The organism is Pseudomonas mercuritolerans, assembly GCF_025706525.1.
Lineage (GTDB): Bacteria > Pseudomonadota > Gammaproteobacteria > Pseudomonadales > Pseudomonadaceae > Aquipseudomonas > Aquipseudomonas mercuritolerans.
In genome coordinates, this window is record NZ_JAMSHA010000013.1 from 110,052 (window position 1) to 134,080 (window position 24,029).

The following is a 24,029-nucleotide window of genomic DNA, read 5'->3' on the forward strand; positions in this document are numbered from 1 at the left end:
CTTGCGCCTTCGCGAGCAGGCTCGCTCCCACAGGGGAAACGAATTCCAAATGTGGGAGCGAGCCTGCTCGCGAAGGCAGTCTGTCAGTTGCTGGACCGGTCGAACTTCTCCGGATCTTCATCCTCCGGCAATTCCTTTACGGTTTTTTCCGGATGCGCTGTGGTATGCGCCGGGCTGTTCGGTTCAGGGCGGGTCGGTATCGGGTCGAAGCCGCCCTGCTCTTCACTGGGGAATTTCGGATCGTTCATGAGGCACCTCGCAACGAGTCGATGGTTTGCAGACCCTGCACATTGGAGGTGCCGTGGGTGGTCGCCGTTCCCTTCGGATGGCGACCACGGGTCAGGTAACTACTGACCGGTCAGCGGCTGCCCGGCCAACCGGGCGACGATCTGCTCCTTGACGATCACACGCTTCTCTTTGAGCTTCTTCAATTCGTCGTCACTGGGGGCGTCTGACTGGGCGTTCTCGGCCTCGACCACTTCAGCATCCACCTCGAAATACTTGTTGAGCAGCGAATCCAGCTTCGCATCCTCGGAGCGTTTTTGCTCGATCTCTTCCTTCTTGCACCCCAGGTCCTGATACAGATCATGTGAAACCGGCATGAAACACCTCCATCAAATTGATCGACAACCAGCGCGACCGATGCGCTGACTCGTTATCAGCATGGCCTTGCGCAATGGCTTCTGTCGACTCCCTGTCAGACCAGCGGTTGCCGTTCGTCGCCCTGTCGTAAATGCGATAAAACCTTTGGTCTGTGCGTTCGCTCCATTGGATAACGCTCACAAAAACCTGCGTGGAGATACCCAATGGACGGATTCAACCTGCGTCATCTCGCTCTGGCTGTTGCACTGTCTGCCGGCATGGGCAGCGCCTTTGCCGCTACCGACAACGATTTTGTCGATAACGCCGCCGCCGGTGGCATCGCTGAAATCGAAACCAGCCGCCTGGCTCTGGAAAAAAGCCAGTCAGCAGACATCAAAGCCTTTGCCAACCAGATGATCACCGATCACAGCAAGGCCAACGATGAGCTGGCGGCGATCGCCAAAGCCAACGATATCGAAGTCCCGGACACCACCACCCTGGTCAAACAGGCCAAGGAAAAGATTCTCGACATGCGCGATGAATCCTTCGATGCGGCCTACGCCAACAACCAGGTCAAGGCTCACGAAGAAACCATCGAGCTGTTCAAGAAACAGGCGAACACCGTGACCGATGACAAGGCCAAAGGCGCCACTGAACTGAAAGCGTTCGCGCAGAAGATGCTGCCAGCGCTGGAAAAACACCTGGCCCACGCCAAAGAGCTGCAAGCCAAACATCCGAGCAAGTAACCGCCCGGCAATAAAAAGGCCGCATCCTTCGATGCGGCTTTTTTGCGTTTCAGCGATCAACCGCCATCGGTGTCGATATCGGCGTCGGTGCTCTCGCCCGGTTCAGGACGGTCCGGGTCAGGCTTGAAGCCGGGGCTGAAGTCGTTGCTGTTGTCATTGTGATGCTGCTTCTGATCGACCTCGGCAGCCGCGCTGTTCGCCTGTCCTTCTGCAGCCGGCGCGGGGGTATTTTGCCCCGGTGCCTGCGGGTCGATGGCCGGGTCGTTGCGGTTAATTGACTCTGAGGACTGATTTTGCTGTTGCGGCGCTTGCTCGTTCATATCCACCTCATTCATAGTCCTGCCTCCTTCTTCCAGCACGACTGGAAAACGTCGGGCATGCAGATTCGAAGCCTGACGCCGTAGATTCGTTCAAAAGATCGCTGCCTGCTGCCACGCCGACTAGAGTTAGCGGGGCGTTCGACGCGGCAGGCAGAAAATTTCACCGCTGGATGAACAACTATTTCAAGCGGCAAATGTCAGTCAATTCGCGCCGGTCATTTCGCTGAGCCGGCCCCTATACGTAACGGAGCGACACGCACATGGCAGCACTGCAGAACAGCACAGTTGAAGCAATCAGGAACAACCAGGCTCAACTGCTGAGCGAATGGACCAAACGCCTCGAAGCCAGCGGTGCCACGCGCAATCTCAAGGAACACGACCTCGCTCAGCAAACCCGCGACTTGCTCGGCCTGCTGCTGGCCGGTCTGGAAAACGGCAACGGCAGCAAGATTGCCGCCGCAGGCTGGGAAGACACCCGTCAGTTTCTTGAAAAGCTGTCGCAGAGCCGCGCCCTGCTCGGCCAGGATTCCCAGCAAACCGCCAACTTCATCTTCGCGTTGAAAGGTCCGCTGTTCGCCCTGCTGCAAAACCATTATCAGGATCAGCCGGCACTGCTCGCCGAGCAATTGCTGGAAGTCTCCGAACTGCTCGACACCGTCGGCATGCACACCATCGGCACCTTCCAGAAATCCCGCGAAGCGGTGATCAAGCGTCAGCAGGAAGAACTGCTGGAACTGTCGACTCCGGTGGTCAAGCTGTGGGACGGCGTCCTCGCCCTGCCAATGATCGGCACCCTCGATTCGCAACGCACCCAGGTAGTCATGGAATCGCTGCTGCAACGCATCGTCGACACCGGTTCCGAGATCGCCATCATCGACATCACCGGCGTGCCGACCGTCGACACCCTGGTCGCCCAGCACCTGCTGAAAACCGTGACCGCGATTCGCCTGATGGGCGCTGATTGCATCATCAGCGGCGTGCGTCCGCAGATCGCCCAGACCATCGTTCACCTGGGTCTGGATCTGCAAGGCGTAGTCACCAAGGCCAATCTGGCCGACGCATTGAAACTGGCCTTGACCCGCTTGGGTGTCAGCCTCGTCAAGACGGCTTGACCATGGAACGTATTCCGATTCTTCAAATGGGCGATCTGCTGCTGGTGACCATTCAGGTCGACATGCATGACCAGCTCGCCATGACCCTGCAGGACGATCTGTCCGAGCGCATCAGCAAAACCTCGGCGCGCGGGGTGTTGATCGACATCTCGGCGCTGGACATGGTCGACTCGTTTATCGGGCGCATGATCGGCACGATTTCCGGATTGTCGAAAATCATGGACGCCGAAACCGTGCTGGTCGGCATGCAGCCGGCCGTGGCGATCACGCTCGTTGAGCTGGGCATGACCTTGCCGGGCGTCAGCACCGCCCTCAACGTCGAACGCGGGATGAAACTGCTGCAGGATCGAGTACGCCTGCAATGACCGTACGCAGCAGTGGTACTCAACCCATCCTGATCGAACAGGACGTGGTACTGGCGCGCCAGACCACGCGCAAGCTCGCCACCGAATGCGGCATGCGCCTGATCGACCTGACCAAACTGGTCACCGCCGTCAGCGAGCTGGCGCGTAACACCATGGTCTATGGCGGCGGCGGCGACATGGACTGGCAGATCCTCGAGGAAAACGGCCGGGTCGGTTTGCGCATCACGTTCCGCGACGAAGGCCCGGGCATCCCCGACATCAAACTGGCGATGACCGACGGCTGGACTTCCGGCAGCGGACTAGGCCTCGGCCTGACCGGCGCCAAGCGCCTGGTCAATGAATTCGAACTCGACACTGAGCCCGGCAAAGGCACGCGCATTACGATCACACGATGGACATGAATATCACCGGGTCGTTGACCCAGGTTCTGCCGATCGAGGACAGCAGCCAGATCGGCCACGCCCGGCGCACCGCGCAGAAACTCGCCGAGCAGCATGGCTTCGACGAAAACGATGCCGGCCGCGTGGCACTGGTCGCGACGGAACTGGCAAGCAATGTGCTCAAGCATGCCCAGCGCGGCGAGTTCCATCTGCGTGTACTGACTCGTCCGGATAACGGTTTCGGCATCGAAATGCAGACCGTGGATCGGGCCCAGGGTTTTGATCTGGATGCCTGTCTGGCGGATGGCTTTTCCACTGGCGGTACGCAGGGCATCGGTCTTGGCGCGGTGTCGCGGCAGACCAATGTGTTCGATGTCTACGCCGACCACCGTGGCGCGGTGTTACTGGCGCGGGTCTTTGCGCGCAGCGATCGTCAGGCGGATATCCGCTTCGGGGTCAGCCAGCATTCGCTGCATGCCGATCCAGCCTGCGGTGATGTCTGGCATCTGGCGTATGAAGGTTCGCGGATCAGCGCGCTGGTGGTCGATGGCCTCGGCCATGGCGAGGACGCCGAACGTGCCGGCCTGGCCGGGGCACAGGCATTCGCGCGGGCGCCGTTTGCCGACCCTGTGGTATTGATGGAAGACCTGCATCAGGAAATGCTCGGCACCCGCGGCGGCGCGGTCGCTTTCGCGCAGTTCGACAGCCAGCGCGATGGCCTGACGTTCGCCGGTGTCGGTAACATTGGCGCCAGTCTGCTCGAGGCTGGCAAATCCCGTGGCCTGGCGTCGCACCCCGGTATCGTTGGCGGGCAGTACCGTAAAGCCAAACCCTTTGACTATGCTCACGTGAACGGACATTTATTGATCATGTACAGCGACGGTTTACAGTCCCGTTGGAATCTCAAAGACTACCCCGGCCTGGTGCATCGCCATCCGTCCGTGATAGCCAGCGTCCTGCACCGCGACTTCTGTCGCGGTCGCGATGACGTGACGGTGCTGGTCGTTGATCTGGAGGCCGCCCATGGCTGAATCGACAACCCTGAGCCCTGCTGAACAGGCGGCGCTCATCGCTCAGTTGCAGCGCGAAACCACTGCCCTGCGCGAAGAGCTCGATGAAACCAACCAGGGCGTGCTGGCGCTGTACGCCGAGCTCGACACTCAGGCTGAAGAACTGCGTCAGGCATCGGATCTAAAGAGCCGCTTCCTGTCATACATGAGCCATGAATTCCGTACACCACTGGGCTCGATCCTGAGCATCAACAGTCTGCTCGCTGACGAACTGGACGGCCCGCTCAGCCCTGAACAGCACAAGCAGGTAGCCTTCGTCAGCACCGCTGCCCGCGAGCTCAGCGACATGGTTGATGACCTGCTCGATCTGGCGAAGATCGAAGCCGGGCGCATCAGCATCTCGCCGGCCTGGTTCGACATGTTCGACCTGTTTTCAGCCCTGCGCGGGATGTTCCGGCCAATCGTCGATGCTTCGGCGGTGGATCTGATCTTCGAAGAGCCGCTGGGCCTGCCGCGCCTGTATACCGATGACAAGAAGCTCGGGCAGATCCTGCGCAACTTCATTTCCAACTCGCTGAAATTCACCACCCGTGGCGAAGTGCGCGTGTCGGCGCGACTGGAAGGTGAAGACAAGGTGCGCTTTGCCGTCAGCGACACCGGCATCGGCATCGCTGCCGAGTTGCATGACACACTGTTCGAGGACTTCTCCCAAGTCGATTCGCCATTGCAGAAGCGTCTGCGCGGCACCGGTCTGGGCCTGTCACTGTGCAAGCGTTTCGCCGCCCTGCTCGGCGGTGAAGTCGGGGTAGACAGTACGCCGGGCGTGGGCTCGACGTTCTTTGTCATCATCCCGCTGGCAATCGCTCTGGAGAACGTCGATGAATCGTGACATCCGCCTGTTGATCGTCGATGACAACGTCGCCACCCGTTACGCCCTGCGTCGGCGCCTGGAGCGCCACGGCTACACGGTGCTCGAAGCCGGCACCGGCAGCGACGGCCTGGCCCTGATCGAGAGCGAAGCCCTCGATGCGTTGATCCTCGACGTCAACCTGCCGGACATGAGCGGCTTCGACATCGTCCGCCTGCTGCGCGCCGACCCGGGCACCGCGCTGCTGCCGGTGATTCATGTGTCGGCGGCGTCGATCCAGACCGGCGACATCATCACCGGTCTCAACGCCGGCGCCGACGCCTATCTGATTCACCCGGTCGACCCCGATGTGCTGCTGGCGACGCTGCGTACCCTGCTGCGGGTGCGCGACACGGAAAATGCCCTGCGCGAAAGCGAGGCGCGTTTCCGCGAGATCTTCGCCAACGTCTCGGCGCCGATCGCGGTGCTCGATGCCAATCTGAAAGTGCATGAATGCAATCACGCCTTTGCCCAGCTGATCGTCGATAACCGCGACCCGCAGGCGCTGCGTGAATGTTTCGCCGATGATCAATCTTCGATCCTCGATGAACTGCGTCTGCGCCTGGTCGATGGCGAGCGCTGGAAAGGCACGCTGAACATGCGCGTGCAGGGCGAGATTCGCGAAACGCAATGGCAGATTTCACCTTATCGCACGCCAGAACTGAGCCTGGTGTTCGTCGAGGACGTCACCGAACACCGCCACCGCGAGCGCTCGCATCTGGCGCGGCTGGATGACACCACCACGCAGCTGGCCAAGGAAGTCGCCGAGCGCGTGCACGCCGAAGCGCAATTGCTGCAAGTGCAGAAAATGGATGCGCTGGGCAAGCTCACCGGCGGTATCGCCCACGATTTCAACAACCTGCTGACCGGGATCATCACCAGTCTGGAACTGATCCAGAAACGCGTGGCCGATGAGCGTCTGGACAAAGTGCAGTTCTATACCGAAGCGGCGCTGAACTCAGCGATGAGCGCGGCCTCGCTGACCCATCGTCTGCTGGCATTTGCCCGTCAGCAGCCACTGGATACACGGCCGGTGGACATCAACGAGCATGTCCGCTCGCTGGAAGAATTGCTGGTGCGCACCATCGGTGAGCGCATCACCCTCAAGCTGGAATTGACCAACAAACCGGCGATTGCGCTGGTCGACCCGGTCCAGCTGGAAAGCGCCGTGCTCAACCTGGTGATCAACGCCCGCGATGCCCTGCCCTCCGGCGGCAATATCTGGGTCAATACTTACGCCGCTTATTCCCACGGCGATCCGAATCTGGCCGATGGCGCTTACGTGGCGCTGTCGGTACGCGACGACGGCACCGGCATCGAACACAACGTGATCGACAAGGTGTTCGAGCCGTTCTTCACTACCAAGCCGCTGGGCCAGGGCACCGGGCTCGGTCTGTCGACGATTTACGGCTTCGCCCGCCAGTCCGGCGGTGACGCGCACATTCGCAGCGTTGCCCGCCGTGGCACCGAAGTGACGATCATGCTGCCCGGCACCAACGACCCGACCGGGGCCGACGCGCCTGTGCCGGTGCCTGATGCCAAAGGCAGTGGCGAGCATGTGCTGATCGTCGAGGACATGGCCACGGTGCGCTTGTTCGTTACCGAAGTGCTGGAAGATGCCGGCTATCGCTGCACGCAAGCGGCGGATATCGAATCGGCGCTGGAGCGCTTGCAGAACGACCCGTCCATCGACCTGCTGCTGACCGACGTCGGCCTGCCGCGCATGAGCGGCCGTGAACTGGCGGATGTTGCCCGTGGCTGGCACGAAGGGCTGCCGATCCTGTTCATGACCGGCTACGCCGAAACCGCGCTCAACCGCCAGGTCTTCCTTGGCACCGGCATGGACATGCTGGTCAAACCGTTCCAGATCAGCGAACTGCTCGACAAGGTCCGCCGCACAATCGATGGCGCCTGAACTGACACACATCCCCCGTATAGGAGCGAGCCTGCTCGCGAAGGCGTTCGTCCAGTCAGCTCATCTGCGACTGACATTCCGCTTTCGCGAGCAGGCTCGCTCCCACAGGGGATCTGGTGTGTGACGACCTGTCTGGGTACACCATTCAAAACTGTGGGAGCGAGCCTGCTCGCGAAGGCGTCCGTCCAGTCAATTCATCTGCGACTGACATTCCGCTTTCGCGAGCAGGCTCGCTCCCACAGGGGGTCTGCTGCGTTACCACTTTATTGGGTACAGCCTGCAAAACTGTGGGAGCGAGCTTGCTCGCGAAGGCGTCCATCCAGTCAGTTCATCTGCGACTGACACACCGCTTTCGCGAGCAAGCTCGTTCCCACAAGGGGTCTGCTGCGTTACCACTTTATTGGGTACAGCCTGCAAAACTGTGGGAGCGAGCCTGCTCGCGAAGGCGTTCGTCCAGTCAGCTCATCTGCGACTGACACACCGCCTTCGCGAGCAAGCTCGTTCCCACAAGGGGTCTGCTGCGTTACCACTTTATTGGGTACAGCCTGCAAAACTGTGGGAGCGAGCCTGCTCGCGAAGGCGTTCGTCCAGTCAGCTCATCTGCGACTGACATTCCGCTTTCGCGAGCAGGCTCGCTCCCACAAGGGTATCCGGGGATGGCCACCTTTCTGGGTACAGGCTGCAATACTGTGGGAGCGAGCCTGCTCGCGAAGGCGTTCGGCAGGTCGCTGCCTTTATCGGCTCAAAGCCCGAGCCAGAAACGGCGCAGTCTTGCTCTTCTTGCTGGCGGCGACTTTCTGCGGTGTGCCGGCGGCGACTATCCTGCCGCCCTGATCGCCCGCTCCTGGGCCGATGTCGATGACCCAGTCGCTCTGCGCGACGACACGCATTTCGTGCTCGACGACAATCACCGTGTGCCCCGCCGTCACAAGCGTATCCAGCTGCTCGAGCAATCGATCGACATCTCGCGGATGCAATCCAGTAGTCGGTTCATCCAACACATACAAGGTCGCGCCACGCTGACTGCGCTGCAACTCGGTCGCCAGTTTGATCCGTTGCGCCTCACCACCGGACAATTCCGTGGCCGGTTGCCCGAGACGCAGATAACCCAGACCAATATCGCGCAGCACCTCCAGCGAACGACGAATCCCTGCCTGCTCGGCAAACACCGACACCGCCTCATCGACAGTCAGTTGCAGCACCTGAGCGATGCTCAAGCCCTGCCAGAGAATCGCCAATGTCTGCGGGTTATACCGCGCGCCGTGGCAGGTTGGGCACGGCGCGTACACGCTGGGCATGAACAGCAATTCCACACTGACAAAACCTTCGCCCTCACATGTGGCGCAACGGCCCTTGGCGACGTTGAAGGAAAACTGCCCGGCGTCATAGCCCGCAGCTTGTGCCTCGGGAGTCGCCGCAAACAGCTTGCGCACGTTGTCGAACAGCCCGGTATAGGTTGCCAGATTGGAACGCGGCGTGCGTCCGATGGGTTTCTGATCAACCTGCACCAGGCGTTTGATCGACTCCAGGCCGGCGCTGATCTGCCCGGTGCTGGGCGGCGGCGTGTCATCTTCCAGGCTCGGTTCTTCTGACTCTGCCTCGGCCACCGGACGGCCCAGTTGCGCGCCGACCAGTTCCAGCAAGGCCTGACTGACCAGACTCGATTTGCCGGAGCCAGACACCCCGGTCACCGAGGTGAAACAGCCCAAGGGGAATTCGGCGCTGAGATTATTCAGGTTGTTGCGCGTCACGCCGTCCAGCTTCAGCCATCCGCTCGCCTTGCGCGCGGCGCGCTCAGGGCGTTGGTTTTCGGCAAACAGATAGGCGCGGGTCTGCGAATTTTCAATGTCAGCAAGTCCCGCAGGCGGACCGCTGTACAACACGCGCCCGCCCTTTTCGCCCGCCGCCGGGCCGACGTCAATCAGCCAGTCGGCACGGCGCATGGTTTCGACATCGTGCTCGACCACAAACAGCGTATTGCCGTCAGCCTTCAAGCGCTGCAACGCCTCGAACAGCGCCTCGCCATCCGCCGGATGCAGACCGGCAGACGGTTCGTCCAGGACATAAATCACCCCGAACAGCTGCGAACCCAATTGCGTGGCCAGGCGTAAACGCTGCAACTCGCCGGACGACAAGGTCGGCGTACTGCGTTCCAGCGCGAGATAACCCAGGCCGAGATCGGTCAGGGTGCTGACCCGCTCCAGCAAATCCTCAGCGATGCGCTGCGCCGCCAGACGTTTTTCCAGCGACAGGTTCGGCGTGTGGCGCACGTCCGGCGCGCTGGCGTGACCGCTGGCGCCATGGGCGACCCGCTGCTGACGCGCCTCGCGGGTTTGCGCATGGCTGAGGGTGTCGCCGCTCTCCTCGGCCTGTTCCAGATAATTCGCCGCCGCTACCGGCCGCAGCACTTCGGCCACTTGCAGCAACGGCATCTGCGACAACTCGCCAATGTCGTAACCGGCGAAGGTCACCGACAACGCCTCGCGCTTGAGCCGTTTGCCCTCGCACAACGGGCACGGGCTACCGCGCATGAACTGCGAAACGCGCTTCTTCATCAGCGCACTTTGCGAGTGGGTAAAGGTGTGCAGGATGTAGCGTCGGGCGCCGGTGAAGGTGCCCTGATAACTCGGTTCCATCTTGCGCTTGAGGGCGACGCGGGTTTCTTCCGGGGTCAGCCCGGCGTACACCGGCACCGTCGGCGTCTCTTCAGTGAAGAGAATCCAGTCGCGCTGCTTTTTCGGCAGTTTTTTCCACGGAATGTCGACATCGATGCCCATGGTCACCAGGATGTCGCGCAGGTTCTGCCCCTGCCACGCCAAGGGCCAGGACGCCACGGCGCGCTGGCGGATGGTCAGGTTCGGGTCCGGCACCATCAGCGCTTCGGTCACTTCATAGACGCGGCCAAGTCCGTGACACTCCGGGCAGGCGCCCTGCGGCGTGTTCGGTGAAAAGTCTTCGGCATACAACATCGGCTGCCCCGGCGGATAACTGCCTGCGCGGGAATAGAGCATGCGGATCAGGCTCGACAGCGTCGTCACGCTGCCCACCGATGAACGCGCACTGGGCGTGCCACGCTGCTGTTGCAAAGCGACGGCGGGCGGCAGTCCTTCGATGGAATCGACATCCGGCACGCCGACTTGATCGATCAACCGCCGCGCGTACGGCGCCACCGATTCGAAATACCGCCGCTGGGCCTCGGCATACAGCGTGGAAAATGCCAGCGACGACTTGCCCGAACCGGAGACGCCGGTGAACACCACCAGCGCATCGCGCGGAATATCGACATCAACGTTCTTCAGGTTATGTTCGCGGGCGCCGCGCACGCGAACCATGCCGGCGGGTGCTTTGGAATTGCGCTTGGAAATCATCGGCCTGCCTTGATTGAAAAACTGGGCAGCGCTCGGCATCAGGTGCCGAGCACCTCGCAAATCATCTGCAGTAAAGCTTGCGGGCTGTAGGGTTTGCCGAGCAGATGCGTATCGGGGCTGAGCTGGTGGTCGCGGGAAATGATGTCGCGGGTATGCCCGGAGGTGAACAGCACCGGCACCGGCGGCGTCTGCACCTTGGCCCACGCGGCCAGATCGGAACTCTTGATCAGCCCGGGCATGACCACGTCGGTGAAGATCAGATCGATCTCGATGCCTTCCAGCAACATCTGCATGGCCACGTCGCCATTGCACGCGGTCATCACCCGATAACCTTCTTCGCGCAGCAACTCCACCGCCGAAGCGCGCACGGCGTCATTGTCTTCCACCACCAGAATGGTTTCGTGGCCACCGCTCTTGCGTTCGCAGACACTGGCGGTCTCTTCGCGAACCGGACGCAGACTGCGCGGGAAATACAACTGCACCCGCGTGCCTTCGCCGAGCTTGCTGTCGATCTCGACGTGGCCGCCACTCTGTTTGACGAAGCCGAAAACCATGCTCAGACCGAGGCCGGTGCCCTGGCCGTCGGCCTTGGTGGTGAAGAACGGTTCGAAGACCTGTTCCAGCATTTGTGGAGCAATGCCCACGCCGGTGTCGGTGACCGCCACGCGAACATACTCACCGGCCGCGATGCCCTTGCCGGCACAGTATTCACTGTCCAGACAGACATTGGCGGCACTGAGGCCGATGACGCCCTCGCCCTTCATCGCGTCGCGGGCGTTGATCGCCAGATTGAGAATCGCGTTTTCCAACTGGTTGCGGTCGACGTTGATATGCCAAGGCTGCGGCGGCAGTTGCACGTCGATCTGAATGGTTTCGCCCAAGGCGCGTTGCAGCAACTCGCCAACGCCTTCAAAAATTTGTTCTGGGTTGCACACGGCCGGTGACAGCGGTTGCCGGCGGGCAAATGCGAGCAATTGCGAAGACAATTTGGCACCGCGTTCGACTGCCGCCAACGAGGCACCGACCCGACGCTGCACGTTGGCATTGTTCGGCTCATGCCGGGCCAGCAGGTGCAGATTGCCGGCAATCACTTGCAGCAAGTTGTTGAAGTCATGGGCAACGCCACCGGTGAGGCCGCCGATGGCTTCGAGTTTCTGCGACTGACGCAACTGTTCTTCAGCGGCCAGTCGCGCATCCACTTCGGCGGCCACGCGCTGTTCGAGGTTGCGGGTGAATTTGAGCAGCGACTCTTCAGCATTCTTGCGCTCATGAATATCAATAAGCACGCCGGGGAAGCGAAACGGCTTGCCTTGCTCATCGAACTCGCAGGCACCACTGGCCAGCACCCACAGATATTGGCCATCGCCACGCTGTACACGGTACTCGGCGTTGTAGGGCTCACCAGTGCGCACGCAATGGGCGACCCGCTCCTGGACCCATGGGTGGTCGTCGGGATGAATGCGTGATTCGGCGATCTCTTGTTGCAGATCGCTCAGGTCCTCATCCGGCGGGTAGGAAAAGGTGCGGGCGAAACGTTCGTCAGCAGAGAAGCGATTGTTCTTGATGTCCCAGACAAACGAGCCCAGCAGTGCGCCGGCATTCAGCGCCAGACGCACGCGCTCGTTGTCGGCGCGATAGGCATCTTCGGCCGCCTGGCGCAGGCGCTCGGAATGCACCAGTTCGGTGGTCTCGACCACCATCGCCATGACCCCGCCGGGCACGCCTTCGTCGTTGGCCACCGGGCTGTAATACAAATCCATCCAGACGTCTTCGGGCACGCCGTCGCGCAGCAATACCAGCTCTTTGTTGCGATAGGACAAGGTGCCACCGGCCAGGCAGGTGTCAACGACGTGGCGGTTGAACTCGGCGACTTCCGGCCAGCCCAGCTCAACCGGAACCCCGAGCAGATAGGGATGGCGGCCACCGGCAAATTCGGAATAAGCGTCGTTGTAGATCATGTAGCCGGCGTGCCCCCACAGCATCACCATGGGCAACGGCGAAGCCAGCATCAGTTGCACGGTGTTGCACAGGCTGGCCGGCCATTCGGCGAGCGCGCCCAGTTCGGTGTGGCTCCAGTCGAACGCACGGATGCGTTCGGCCATTTCGCCTTTCCAGCCTTCACAGCCGTGGCTTTCGGATAAAAACTGCATCGCCTGACTCAGTGTCCTTTTTTGCGGTTTTCCGATCTATCGCAACGCTACAACGACGCGACGCCCGTGTGTTTCGAGGCTGTGAAAACGCATTGGTTTCATCGCAGGTATAGCCGATTTGCGATGCAGAGCCATTCAGACGCCAATCAAGTGCTTGAGTGGGTGATAGCCGGTTTTCATTTTCGCCGCGACGTCGAGGATCGCCTTCTCGATTCCGTTGAGGTGCGTGCAGGTCAGTTCGATCGCGGCGCTCTGATTACCGGCTTCGATGTACTCGAGCAAACGCAGGTGTTCGTCGTCGCGGCAGGCCTGGTGGCTGTCATCGTCGAGCGCGGCGGCATACAGCGAGGCCCGCGAGATCAGCTTCTGGAACCAGTCGAGCAGCACCGGATTGTTCAGGCTGCGCGCCAGTTTGAGGTGGAACTCGCCGAGCAGATGGATCAGCCGTTCATGGTCGCCGGCCGCATGCGCGGCATCCTCCAGCAACAAGTGCTCACGCAGATCCTGCATGGCAACGCTGTCTTTACGCCGGCACAGTTCGGTGACGATGCCGATCTCGATCAGCCGCCGGGTTTCGAACAACGAACGCAGCTCTGCGTCACTGGGCAGCGACACCGAAGCGCCTTTGTTGGGCTCGGTGGTGACCAGACCATCGGCTTCCAACTGCTTGAGCGCAGCACGCACCGAGGTGCGACTGACATTGAACAGCTCGGCCAGCGAGGCTTCGCCCAGCTTCATGCCCGGGCGCAACGAACGCTTGCTGATCGCCGCGTAAACCCCTTGGTAGACGCGGTCAACCGTGGTTTCCAGCTTTTTTTCGCTCATTCGAACACTCCTTTGGCGTCGGGCGATTCATCCTGGCGGTGGCTGGCCATAGAGACTGATCGGTTCCCGTACCAGTGTGAAGCGCAGAATATCTGCCTTCGGCCCAAAGGTGCAGCCTTTTGATTTATCTCGATTTTGGATAAACAGCCAAAACCTGTGGGAGCGAGCTTGCTGGCGAAGGCGGCGGCACATTCAACATCGTCATTGCCTGACACTGCGCTTTCGCGAGCAGGCTCGCTCCCACACTGATCCGGGGCCGATCAACCATCTTCATCGCAACCAAAATCCCTGTGGGAGCGAGCCTGCTCGCGAAGGCGGCGGCACGTTCGACATCGTCATTGCCTGACACTGCGCTTTCGCGAGCAAGCTCGCTCCCACACTGGTCCGGGGCAGATCAACCATCTCCAGAGCAACCAAAGTCCCTGTGGGAGCGAGCCTGCTCGCGAAGGCGGCGGCACATTCAACATCGTCATTGACTGACACTGCGCTTTCGCGAGCAAGCTCGCTCCCACACTGATCCGGGGCCGATCAACCATCTTCATCGCAACCAAAATCCCTGTGGGAGCGAGCCTGCTCGCGAAGGCGGCGGCACATTCAACATCGTCATTGCCTGACACTGCGCTTTCGCGAGCAAGCTCGCTCCCACACTGATCCGGGGCCGATCAACCATCTTCAGCGCAACCAAAATCCCTGTGGGAGCGAGCCTGCTCGCGAAGGCGGCGGCACATTCAACATCGTCATCGCCTGACACTGCGCTTTCGCGAGCAGGCTCGCTCCCACACTGATACGGGTAGATCGACCATCTCCAGAGCAACCAAAGTCCCTGTGGGAGCGAGCTTGCTCGCGAAGGCGGCGGCACGTTCGACATCGTCATTGCCTGACACTGCGCTTTCGCGAGCAAGCTCGCTCCCACACTGATCCGGGGCCGATCAACCATCTTCATCGCAACCAAAATCCCTGTGGGAGCGAGCCTGCTCGCGAAGGCGGCGGCACATTCAACATCGTCATTGCCTGACACTGCGCTTTCGCGAGCAGGCTCGCTCCCACACTGATACGGGGCAGATCGACCATCTTCATCGCAACCAAATCCCTGTGGGAGCGAGCCTGCTCGCGAAGGCGGCGGCACATTCAACATCGTCATTGCCTGAACAACCGCTTTCGCGAGCAGGCTCGCCCACAAGGGTTAGTGGAAATCGCGGCTCTGCACGTGAATGCCGTTGAGCAGCGGGCTCAGGTCGCTCATGCGCCCGGCGATCAGGTGGCGTACATCGCCTTCGCGCTCCCAGCGGCCGTCGACCTTGAGCAATTGCGAACCGACCAGCACTTGGCGCTGACGCTCGGCCAGGTCACGCCAGACCACCACATTGACGTTGCCGAACTCGTCTTCGAGAGTCACGAACGTCACACCGCTGGCCGTGCCGGGGCGCTGCCGGCCGGTGACCAGCCCGGCCACGCTGACCGGCCGGCCATGTTCGATATCCATCAATTCCCGCGAGCTGCGGCAGCGCCGGGCCTGCAACTCGCCACGCAACAAAGCCAACGGATGCGGACCCAGCGTCGTCCCCACCGTGGCGTAATCAGCATGCAGGTCTTCGCCGACGCTGGGTTTGGGCAAAACAATTTTCACTTCTTCCTCGTTGGGCAGGCCGGCGAACAGGCCGAGCTGTTTCTCCACCCCCGCCACTTCCCAACGCGCACGATGGCGATGTCCGGCCAGACCGCGCAAGGCCCCGGAGTCTGCCAGCAGGGCCTGCGCACGACTGTCGAGGGCGGCGCGCTCGCCCAAATCGGCAACATCGGCAAACGCCCCGTGGCGGCGCGCGGCTTCGATGCGCCGGGCATCTTCTTCGCGAAACCCCTTGATCATGCGCAGGCCCATGCGAATCGCCGGTTGCCCGGCACTCAGCGGCTCGAGGCTGCAATCCCAGTCACTGGCACGCACGTCTACTGGACGGATCTGCAATTGGTGCCGACGCGCATCCTGCAGAATCTGGTCCGGGCTGTAAAAGCCCATCGGCCAACTGTTGATCAATGCGCAGGCGAACGCCGCCGGCTCGTGACACTTGAGCCAGCAACTGGCGTAGGTCAGCAAGGCGAAACTGGCGGCGTGGGATTCGGGGAAGCCGTAACTGCCGAAGCCTTTGATCTGCTCGAAGATCTGCGCAGCGAATTCCGGTGTGTAGCCGTTCTTTTTCATGCCGGCGGCGAGGCGTTCCTTGTGCGGCTCCAGTCCGCCATGGCGCTTCCAAGCTGCCATCGAGCGGCGCAACTGATCGGCCTCGCCGGGGCTATAGTCGGCAGCGACGATGGCGATCTGCATGACCTGTTCCTGGAACAACGGCACGCCCAGGGTTCTTTCCAGCACGACTTTGAGCGCTGGCGACGGATAGGTTTCCGCTTCTTCGTTATTACGCCTACGCAGGTAGGGATGAACCATGCCGCCCTGAATCGGCCCGGGGCGGACAATCGCCACTTCAATCACCAGATCGTAGAAGGTCTTTGGCTTCAGGCGCGGCAGCATCGACATCTGCGCCCGCGACTCGATCTGGAACACGCCGACGGTATCGGCGCGGCTGATCATTTCGTAGGTCGGTTTGTCTTCGGCGGGGATCGTCGCGAGCGTCAGGTTCAGATCACGATGCCGGCGCAGCAGGTCGAAGCAGCGGCGAATCGCACTGAGCATGCCCAAGGCGAGGATATCCACCTTGAGCAGGCCGACCGCATCGAGGTCGTCCTTGTCCCACTGAATGATGGTGCGGTCGGCCATTGCCGCGTTTTCGACCGGCACCAAGGTGTCCAGCGGCTGCTCGGAAATCACAAAACCGCCGGGATGCTGTGACAGATGTCGAGGGAAGCCGATCAGTTGCCCGGTCAGGCTCAGCACCCGGCGCAGCACCGGACTATCCGGGTCGAAGCCGCCTTCACGCAAACGTTCCAGCGGCGGCGTTTCATCGCTCCAGCGCCCGCAGCAGTCGGCCAGCGCGTTGATCTGATCCGGCGGCAGGCCGAGGGCCTTGGCCACATCGCGCACGGCACCGGTGGCATGATAGGTGCTGACCACCGCCGTCAGCGCCGCACGTCGCCGGCCGTAACGGTTGAACACGTATTGCAGGACTTCTTCGCGGCGCTCGTGCTCGAAATCGACATCGATGTCCGGCGGCTCGTTGCGCTCTTTGGACATGAAACGTTCGAACAATAGCGTGGTGCGCTCCGGGTCGATTTCGGTAATACCCAAGGCATAACACACCGCCGAGTTGGCTGCCGAACCACGCCCCTGACAGAGGATTTTTTGTGTGCGGGCAAAGCGCACCACGTCGTGCACGGTGAGGAAATAGCTTTCGTAGCCGAGCTCGGCGATCAATTGCAACTCGTCATCGATCTGCTTGAGCACCTTGGCCTGAGGCCCTTTCGGCCAGCGCCAGGCAATGCCCTCCTCGGTCAGATGGCGCAACCAGGAACTGGCACTGTGCCCCTCGGGCACCAGCTCTTTCGGGTACTGATAGCGCAGCTCGCTCAGATCGAAAGTGCAGCGCCGGGCCAGGTTGACCGATTCATCGAGCAAGGCCGGCGGATACAATTCGCGCAGCTCATCGAGGCAACGCAAATGCCGCTCGCCATTGGGATGCAGGCGCAAACCCGCTTCGGCCACGGGGACGTGATGACGGATCGCGGTCATGGTGTCCTGCAAGGCACGGCGCCCCCGGGCGTGCATGTGCACATCGCCGCTGGCCACGGCTGGAATCTGCAACTCAGCCGCCAGAGCCAACAATGCCGCGAGCCGCTGTTGATCGTTCTGCCCGCGATGCAGTTGCACCGCCAGCCACAGGCGGTCGCCGAAGGTCTGTTTCAGCCAGTGGCCCTCTTCGCGGTCATCCAGAGAATCCGGCGCCCACAGCACCAGCAAACCCGGCAGCGCTTCGGCGAAATCTTCGCGCAGGAGCTGATACTGGCCTTTCTGCGTACGCCGCCGGGCCTGGGTGATCAGACCGCAGAGGGCCTGATAACCGGCAAGGTTTTCCACCAGCAACACCAGTTTCGGGCCGTTGTCGATGCGTATCTCGCTGCCGATGATTAGCGGCAACTCAACGGACTTCGCCGCTTGCCACGCACGCACGATCCCGGCCAGGGTGCATTCGTCGGTGATCGCCAGCGCCTGGTAACCGTGCTTTTTCGCTCGTTGAAACAGCTCGAGCGCGCTGGAGGCACCGCGCTGGAAGCTGAAATTCGACAGGCAATGCAGTTCGGCGTAATCGGCACTCATGCGAACCAGCCTTGCAGCCACAGCGGACCGCCCTCACCCACCGCCCGCCATGCCCAGCCCTGCTGACCGGCGCGGTTCTGGATGAGGTAGTAATCACGCCGCACGTCGCCACCGTCCCACCAACCGGATTCGATGCGCTCCGGCCCCATGAGAATCCGCGCCGAACCTTCCGGCACGCTTTGCGGTTCGTTGAGCAGCCAGCCCGGACGCTGCACGCTGGGCAACCCCGTGCAAAGCTGTTTATCGGCAGCGTTCTGCCATGCGCACTCAGGGCGATGATCGGCCTGAAAGCGCAGCCCCTGCACCGCGTCATCACCCAGCCGTGCGCGCAGACGCTCGCGCAATTGCTCCCAGGGCAAGGTCTGTTGCGGGCGGTCGTCGAACAGTTCCTGATACTGCGGAACGAAACTCGGCAGGTCTTCGGCGCGCAAGCGAAAACCACGCACCGGTGCCTCTACCTGGACTTGCTCCAGCCGGCCACGGGCCAGTTCGAAGAGCATCGCCGCGTCACGCTCGGCGCTGAGCAGGCCGACCTTGATCACTGTGTCCGGCAGCCCGGCGTGTTCCAGAAGCAAATCGAAACGCTGCACGCCACTGTCGCGCCCGCAGAGGAACGCCGACAAATCGCCGGTCAAGCGCCGTAACGGGAACAGCAAGGCTTGATGGGATTGCACGTCGAAATTCAGTTCGATGCGGATATCGAAACGGTCTGGCGGCAGATAGAACGCCAGCGCCAGCGGGCGTGCGCCGAACAGCGTGTCGAGGTGCTTGAGCATCTGCGCTTCGAAGCGCCGGGCCAGTGCCTGGCGTGGCAGGCTTTGCACCTGACTGAGATTGCGCAGGCCCATGCGCGATAACGCCGTGGCGACATTCGGCTCCAGCCCGACACGATCAACCGGCAATTGCCCGAGATGATGCTGCAAAGCCTCGCCGTCCGGCACCACCAAGCCATCGTAGGCATTGGCCAGCACTCGCGCCGCCACCGGGTTCGGCGCGGCGACTATGCGATGACGAAAGCCCAGATCTTTCAACTCCTGGCGCAGGCGAGCTTCAAATTGCGGCCAGGTACCGAACAGGCCCAGGCTGGATTCGATCTCGAACACCACGGTACGCGGGTAATGCACGCTGACCTGTGCGCTGAAACGATAGGCCCACGCGGCAAGAAACTGTTGCCAGTGTTCAACCTCGGCCACCTCGTAATCAGCGGTGGCAAAGCCTTTGCTCATGGCTTGCGCGGCGGTCATCGACATGCCGGGGCGCAGGCCGAGTTTGCGCGCCGCCGGATTCACCGCTTGCAGCACCCGGCGCTGGGCCGGGCCGCTGAGCAGGACCAGCGGCTCTTCAGGGTCGGGCCGCTGACGCAGTACGGCGTCAAGGGCCAATTGCGGAAACAGGATACATACCCAGCGCATGACAATCAGTGCCCCACGGCAAAGGCAATCGGAGTCGCACGCGCCAGGCCGCCACGGCATTTGAGTACGCGTAGCTGCGCCGGTTTGGCATCGATGGCAATCCGTAACGCTGCCGGTGACGGGTTGACCGCTTCGCTCAACGGGCGCCAGGCAAAGGCCAGGGTCTGGCCGGTTTCCGCCGCTACCTGCAAACGCCGCAAGGCTCGGTCATCGGCTTTGTTCGGCCAGCACAGCACCGCGCCGCAACTGCCCGAGCGCAGACACTGCTCCGCCGCCCACAAGGCATCGCGTTCGCTGGCCTGAATCACCGACAACTGGCGCAGATCGACTCCGGCATTGGCCCAAGCCTGCGGGTACGGCACGAACGGCGGCGCCACCAGCACGATGCGCTCACCGGCCGCGGACAATCGCGCCAGGGTTGGCCAGACCAGTTGCAGCTCGCCGACACCGGGGCCGGCCAAGAGAATTTCACTCAGCGCCGCTTCCGGCCAGCCGCCGCTGGGCAGAGCTGCGTCCAGTCCCGCATGCCCGGTCGGCTGCGGACTCGCCGCCGGTGGCGCAGGCCTGCCGCGCCAGACCTGGCCGCCATTGAACAGCGTATCCAAAGCAACGACGGCGCCCATCAGCCTTGCCTCACCAGACCACAGAACACGCCTTCGATGGCCAGGTCCTGATCATCCCGCACGACAATCGGCTTATATGCCGGGTTGCGTGGCAACAGGCGCACTTCTTCACCGACCCGTTCGAAGCGTTTGATGGTCACTTCACCGTCCAGACGCGCGACGACGATCTGGCCATTGAGCGCCTCGGGATTGCGCCGCACACCGACCAGGTCACCGTCGAGGATGCCGTCTTCGATCATCGAGTCACCCTGCACCCGCAGCATGTAATCCGGCGTGCGGGAGAACAGTGCCGGGTCGAGCAGCAGGCGGTTATGGATGTCGGCATCGGCGCCAATCGGTGCACCGGCGGCCACGCGACCGAGTACCGGAATCTCCAGCAGCTCTGGGCGCGGTGGCTGACCGAGCAAACGAATGCCCCTGGCCTGATGCGGATTGACCTCGATGAAACCGGCTTCGGTGAGCGCCAGCACATGCTTGCGCGCCACGCTGCGCGAGGCAAAACCAAAAGCCTCGCTGATTTCAGCGAGGCTTGGGGGCTGACCGTGCTCGGCGATGCGATCGCGGATAAAGGTCAGAATGGCAGTACGGCGGGGAGTCAGGTTTGTCATGGAGTACATTTGTACTCCTGTGAGAATTTCCTGACAAGAACCGCCAGTCGGCGCGAGCCGACGCAGGAGCTGCCGAAGGCTGCGATCTTTTGATCTTGCTTTTAAAAGTCAAAAGATCGCAGCCTCGTTTCACTCGTCAGCTCCTACAGAATCCTCATGTCTCTGTAAGAATGGGGAGATGCGAAGAATCAAGTTGCGCCAGGTACGCCCACGGGTAAATCCCGCGTTGATGGCCATCGCTGAACACTAGTTGCACACCATACCCCTGCGGATTGACCTCGATCAGGCGCACGCGATCATCAACCAGCGGCGTGACACCGCGCAGGCGAAATGCGCGGCATTGCGAGCATGGGCATTGCCGGCGCAGGTCGGCATGCCTGAGCAGCGATTCGCGCCCGTCCGGCCAGCTCAGGCGCAGCGTGCGTGCACTCTGCGAGTTGCCCACCGACAGTGGGTTCATTGCAACTGACTCAACGCGATGCGCACGGCTTTGCGCACTTCCGGGTCGCCGTCGTCCTGCGCTGCCTGCAACGCGGCCAAGGCACCACGATCGTTCAATTCACCGAGGGCCAGCGCAGCTTCCTTGCGCAGGTTGCTAATGCGGTGGCCGAGGGTCTCGATCAGCGCATCCAGCGCCGGGACGAAGCGCAGGCGACCGAGGCTGCGGGTGGCGCGCAGGCGCACTTGCCAATAATCATCGCTCAGCGCTGCGACCAAGGCCGGGCCAGCGTCGCTGTGGCCAACTTTGCCCAATGTGGTCGCAGCTTCTTCGCGCACTTGCCAGGCATGGTCGTGCAAGGCCTGGCGCAGCGCCGGCAGCACTTCGGCGTCGCTGGCCAAGCCGAGGGCACCGGTCGCGGCGCGGCGCACTTCGGTGTCCGGGTCGTCACTGGCCAGGCGCGCCAGAGCTGGCAGCGCGTCGAGCTGTTTGAGCCAGCCGAGCACGCCCACCGCTTCGCGTCGGACATTGGCATCGGCATCTTCTAACGCTGCGACGGCAGCCGGCGCGGCCTCGGCGAAGCGCAATTCGCGTAACGCCCGAAATGCGGCGATGCGCACACTGACCTCGGCATGCGCGGTCCACGGCAGAATCACCCGCCCCGCCTCCGCAGTCTTGAGCAGGCTCAGACTTTGCGCCGCCGCCGATTGCACCGCGGGCGCCGGATCCGTCAGTGCTTCGCACAAGGCTTGCACGACCGCTTCCTCCTCCCACGCTTCGAGCAATCGCGCGGCCTCAGCGCGGACGTCCTCGGCGGGATCCTGCCGGAGTCGATCAACCAGCCAGAGCAAACCATCCGGCTCCTCAAGATCGGCGAGATCAATCAGGGCAATGCGCCGCACGCCAGCGTCTTCAGCCGTCAGGCGCGGTTGCAGGGCGAGGATGTCTTCGTTGTCGGTCACAGCAAAAATAGAGGTCATAGGGCAAATCGCGGCAAAGGGTTTTCAGGAGGCAGGCCGAGCGGATTGAGGCGCGGCAGCGGTCGGTCGTTGTCGTGGCGCAGCAGGTCAAGGCAGTGGCGTTTGAGGCGAGCGAATTCCGGGCTGGTCACCAGTTCGCTGGTGCGCGGACGCGGAAAGTCCAGACGCAAATCTTCAATGATTCGCCCGGGCCGGGCACTCATCACCAGCAAGCGATCGGCTAGAAACAACGCCTCGTCGATGTCGTGAGTGACGAAAACCACGGTGGTGCGGATGCGCGTCCAGATGTCCAGCAGCAGTTCCTGCATGTTCAAGCGGGTCAGCGCATCCAGCGCGCCGAACGGCTCGTCCATCAGCAACAGGCGCGGTCGATTGACCAGCACCCGTGCGATCTCCACCCGCTGCTGCATGCCACCGGAGAGCTGATCCGGCCAGCGTTCGGCAAAGCCTTCGAGGCCGACCAGTTTGAGGATGTCGTCAGCGGCGCGACGGCGCTCAGCCTTGCCGACGCCGCGCATCTTCAGACCGAAGGCGACGTTGTCGCGCACCGTGCGCCACGGGAACAGCGTGTGATGCTGGAACACCATGCCGCGTTGCGGCGACGGGCCGGTCACCGCGCTGCCGTCGACTTTCAAGCTGCCGGTACTGGCATTCAAGTGCCCGGCCAGAGCGCCGAGCAAGGTCGACTTGCCGCATCCGGACGGGCCGAGAATGCACACGAACTGGCCGGGTTCGATCTGGCAATCGAGGCCCTGCACCGCTTCGAAAGCCACGCGGCCCTGGCCGAGGACGATAGACAACTGGCGAATGTCGATCCGCCCTTCCGGGGTTTGCATGACGCTCATCAGGCTTTGCCTCGCGGTCGATGCCAGGGCGTGAACAAACCGCCCAGACGTTTGATCAGCCAACTGCTGCCCATGCCCAACACCCCGATCAGGAGCATGCCGACGACGATGTCGGCGTAGTTCTGAATGGTGTAGGACTCCCAGGTGTAGTACCCGATGCCGAACTGCCCGGAGATCATTTCCGCCGTCACCAGACAGAACCACGAAGTGCCCATGCCGATCGCCAGGCCAGTGATGATGCTCGGCGCAGCGCCCGGCAGAATCACTTCCAGCAGGATCGCCCGGCGCCCGGCCCCGAGGCTTTTTGCCGAGGCGATCAGGCGCGGATCGACGCCTTCGACGCCGTGCACGGTATTGAGCAGGATCGGGAACAGCGCGCCAGTGAAGGTGATGAACACCATCGACAATTCCGAGGACGGAAACATCAGGATCGCCAGCGGAATCCACGCCACGGCGGGGATCGGGCGCAGGACTTCCAGTGGCGGCAGCAAAATGTCTTCAGCCCATTTCGACCGGCCGATGGCCAGGCCCAGGGCGATGCCGATGATCAACGCCGCCACGTAACCGGCGAAGACGCGGCCGAGGCTGCTGCTCAGGTGCTGCCAGAGTTTGCCCGAGTCGCCCAGGCCGAGCGCGGCTTCGATCACCGCCAGTGGCGTCGACACGTTGGCAAAGGTGACCAGGCCGAGGTTCCAGTGGTGGCTGGCGGCGAGTTGCCAGAAAAGCAGGCAGAGCAGCAGTGAGGCGGCTCTTGATGTCCAGCGCAACGGTGTTTTCATAGTCCGGTTTCCAGTTCGGGTTCTGTGTGATGGCTGCGATTTACCCCCTCACCCCAGCCCTCTCCCCCAGGGGGGGCGAGGGGAAAGGGAGCCGATTTGCGTGCTTTTCACGACCTGAGTTCGACTCGGTACTTCACGTCGGCGTATCTCTCACCAACAACTCGGTCAGTCCCCTCTCCCTCCGGGAGAGGGTTAGGGTGAGGGGCTTTTGATTTCAGCGCTTGCAGACCTTAGTTCGACTCGATATTTCACGTCGGCGTATCTCTCACAAACAACTCGGTTGATCTGGTCAAACGATACTGGACACGGTTATAGGGTTTAGGTCATTTCTCATACTGCCAAGGCTTCCATTGCTACCGGAGTCCGATATCCGTTGTGGCTGTGCAGCCTGATCCGATTGTA

The 24,029-nt window shown here is 62.0% G+C and carries 21 protein-coding genes; 7 read left to right on the plus strand and 14 right to left on the minus strand.

The window, feature by feature from the left end:
• Positions 1 to 83: 83 nt before the first annotated feature.
• Together ND528_RS27705 and ND528_RS27710 are read right to left on the minus strand one after the other, a co-directional pair.
• Positions 84 to 248 carry a hypothetical protein gene (locus tag ND528_RS27705; protein WP_165368399.1) on the minus strand — a complete coding sequence of 55 codons (165 nt, stop codon included), beginning with the start codon at positions 246 to 248 and terminating at the stop codon, positions 84 to 86.
• Positions 249 to 347: 99 nt separating this feature from the next.
• Positions 348 to 602 carry a DUF465 domain-containing protein gene (locus ND528_RS27710; protein ID WP_016774470.1) on the minus strand — a complete coding sequence of 85 codons (255 nt, stop codon included), beginning with the start codon at positions 600 to 602 and terminating at the stop codon, positions 348 to 350.
• Between the two features lie 204 nt (positions 603 to 806).
• Between ND528_RS27710 and ND528_RS27715 the strand changes: the two genes are divergently transcribed.
• Positions 807 to 1,328 (plus strand): DUF4142 domain-containing protein, encoded by a 522-nt coding sequence (locus ND528_RS27715; RefSeq protein WP_016774469.1) that lies wholly within the window; start codon positions 807 to 809, stop codon positions 1,326 to 1,328.
• Positions 1,329 to 1,384: 56 nt separating this feature from the next.
• On the opposite strand, the gene ND528_RS27720 is transcribed toward ND528_RS27715, so the two are convergent.
• Positions 1,385 to 1,648: a hypothetical protein gene (locus ND528_RS27720; protein WP_263471703.1), complete on the minus strand. Its 264-nt coding sequence runs from the start codon at positions 1,646 to 1,648 to the stop codon at positions 1,385 to 1,387.
• A 260-nt stretch (positions 1,649 to 1,908) separates the two neighbouring features.
• Between ND528_RS27720 and ND528_RS27725 the strand changes: the two genes are divergently transcribed.
• From ND528_RS27725 to ND528_RS27750, 6 genes are read left to right on the plus strand one after another with little or no spacing between them, the layout of a single operon-like run.
• The gene (locus ND528_RS27725; protein ID WP_130909935.1) at positions 1,909 to 2,760 is read left to right on the plus strand and encodes an STAS domain-containing protein; all 852 of its coding nucleotides are present in this window, start codon (positions 1,909 to 1,911) and stop codon (positions 2,758 to 2,760) included.
• A 2-nt stretch (positions 2,761 to 2,762) separates the two neighbouring features.
• Positions 2,763 to 3,125, plus strand: coding sequence for an STAS domain-containing protein (locus ND528_RS27730; protein WP_263471704.1), 363 nt, complete (start codon positions 2,763 to 2,765; stop codon positions 3,123 to 3,125).
• The gene (locus ND528_RS27735; protein ID WP_016774465.1) at positions 3,122 to 3,526 is read left to right on the plus strand and encodes an anti-sigma regulatory factor; all 405 of its coding nucleotides are present in this window, start codon (positions 3,122 to 3,124) and stop codon (positions 3,524 to 3,526) included. Before ND528_RS27730 ends, ND528_RS27735 begins: the two co-directional genes overlap by 4 nt.
• The gene (locus ND528_RS27740) at positions 3,523 to 4,536 is read left to right on the plus strand and encodes an ATP-binding protein (RefSeq protein ID WP_263471716.1); all 1,014 of its coding nucleotides are present in this window, start codon (positions 3,523 to 3,525) and stop codon (positions 4,534 to 4,536) included. Before ND528_RS27735 ends, ND528_RS27740 begins: the two co-directional genes overlap by 4 nt.
• Entirely contained in the window at positions 4,529 to 5,404 is an 876-nt protein-coding gene (locus ND528_RS27745) for a sensor histidine kinase (protein WP_122507075.1), read from the plus strand. Before ND528_RS27740 ends, ND528_RS27745 begins: the two co-directional genes overlap by 8 nt.
• A complete protein-coding gene (locus tag ND528_RS27750) occupies positions 5,394 to 7,337 on the plus strand; it encodes a response regulator (protein WP_263471705.1) in 1,944 nt (647 codons plus the stop codon). Before ND528_RS27745 ends, ND528_RS27750 begins: the two co-directional genes overlap by 11 nt.
• A 734-nt stretch (positions 7,338 to 8,071) precedes the next feature.
• Here the strand turns inward: ND528_RS27750 and ND528_RS27760 are convergent.
• The 11 genes from ND528_RS27760 to ND528_RS27820 form a co-directional block, all read right to left on the minus strand.
• Positions 8,072 to 10,705, minus strand: coding sequence for an excinuclease ABC subunit UvrA (locus ND528_RS27760; RefSeq protein WP_263471706.1), 2,634 nt, complete (start codon positions 10,703 to 10,705; stop codon positions 8,072 to 8,074).
• 38 nt (positions 10,706 to 10,743) lie between these two features.
• Positions 10,744 to 12,855, minus strand: a complete 2,112-nt coding sequence (locus ND528_RS27765) for an ATP-binding protein (protein WP_263471707.1) — start codon at positions 12,853 to 12,855, stop codon at positions 10,744 to 10,746.
• Positions 12,856 to 12,990: 135 nt separating this feature from the next.
• Positions 12,991 to 13,680, minus strand: coding sequence for a GntR family transcriptional regulator (locus ND528_RS27770; RefSeq protein ID WP_016774461.1), 690 nt, complete (start codon positions 13,678 to 13,680; stop codon positions 12,991 to 12,993).
• A 1,183-nt stretch (positions 13,681 to 14,863) separates the two neighbouring features.
• Positions 14,864 to 17,941, minus strand: a complete 3,078-nt coding sequence (locus ND528_RS27785; RefSeq protein WP_263471708.1) for an error-prone DNA polymerase — start codon at positions 17,939 to 17,941, stop codon at positions 14,864 to 14,866.
• Complete coding sequence (locus ND528_RS27790; RefSeq protein ID WP_130926618.1) at positions 17,938 to 19,353, minus strand: Y-family DNA polymerase; 1,416 nt, start codon at positions 19,351 to 19,353, stop codon at positions 17,938 to 17,940. Before ND528_RS27790 ends, ND528_RS27785 begins: the two co-directional genes overlap by 4 nt.
• Before the next feature lie 5 nt (positions 19,354 to 19,358).
• Positions 19,359 to 19,976 (minus strand): translesion DNA synthesis-associated protein ImuA, encoded by a 618-nt coding sequence (gene imuA / locus ND528_RS27795; RefSeq protein WP_024012713.1) that lies wholly within the window; start codon positions 19,974 to 19,976, stop codon positions 19,359 to 19,361.
• Positions 19,976 to 20,593, minus strand: a complete 618-nt coding sequence (gene lexA, locus ND528_RS27800) for a transcriptional repressor LexA (protein ID WP_263471709.1) — start codon at positions 20,591 to 20,593, stop codon at positions 19,976 to 19,978. The genes imuA and lexA overlap by 1 nt, the downstream gene beginning before the upstream one ends.
• A 145-nt stretch (positions 20,594 to 20,738) precedes the next feature.
• Positions 20,739 to 21,044 (minus strand): DUF971 domain-containing protein, encoded by a 306-nt coding sequence (locus ND528_RS27805; protein WP_212616165.1) that lies wholly within the window; start codon positions 21,042 to 21,044, stop codon positions 20,739 to 20,741.
• Positions 21,041 to 22,003: a HEAT repeat domain-containing protein gene (locus ND528_RS27810; protein WP_263471710.1), complete on the minus strand. Its 963-nt coding sequence runs from the start codon at positions 22,001 to 22,003 to the stop codon at positions 21,041 to 21,043. Before ND528_RS27810 ends, ND528_RS27805 begins: the two co-directional genes overlap by 4 nt.
• The gene (locus ND528_RS27815) at positions 22,000 to 22,848 is read right to left on the minus strand and encodes an ABC transporter ATP-binding protein (RefSeq protein WP_263471711.1); all 849 of its coding nucleotides are present in this window, start codon (positions 22,846 to 22,848) and stop codon (positions 22,000 to 22,002) included. The genes ND528_RS27810 and ND528_RS27815 overlap by 4 nt, the downstream gene beginning before the upstream one ends.
• Positions 22,848 to 23,627: an ABC transporter permease gene (locus ND528_RS27820; protein WP_263471712.1), complete on the minus strand. Its 780-nt coding sequence runs from the start codon at positions 23,625 to 23,627 to the stop codon at positions 22,848 to 22,850. The genes ND528_RS27815 and ND528_RS27820 overlap by 1 nt, the downstream gene beginning before the upstream one ends.
• Between the last annotated feature and the right edge of the window lie 402 nt (positions 23,628 to 24,029).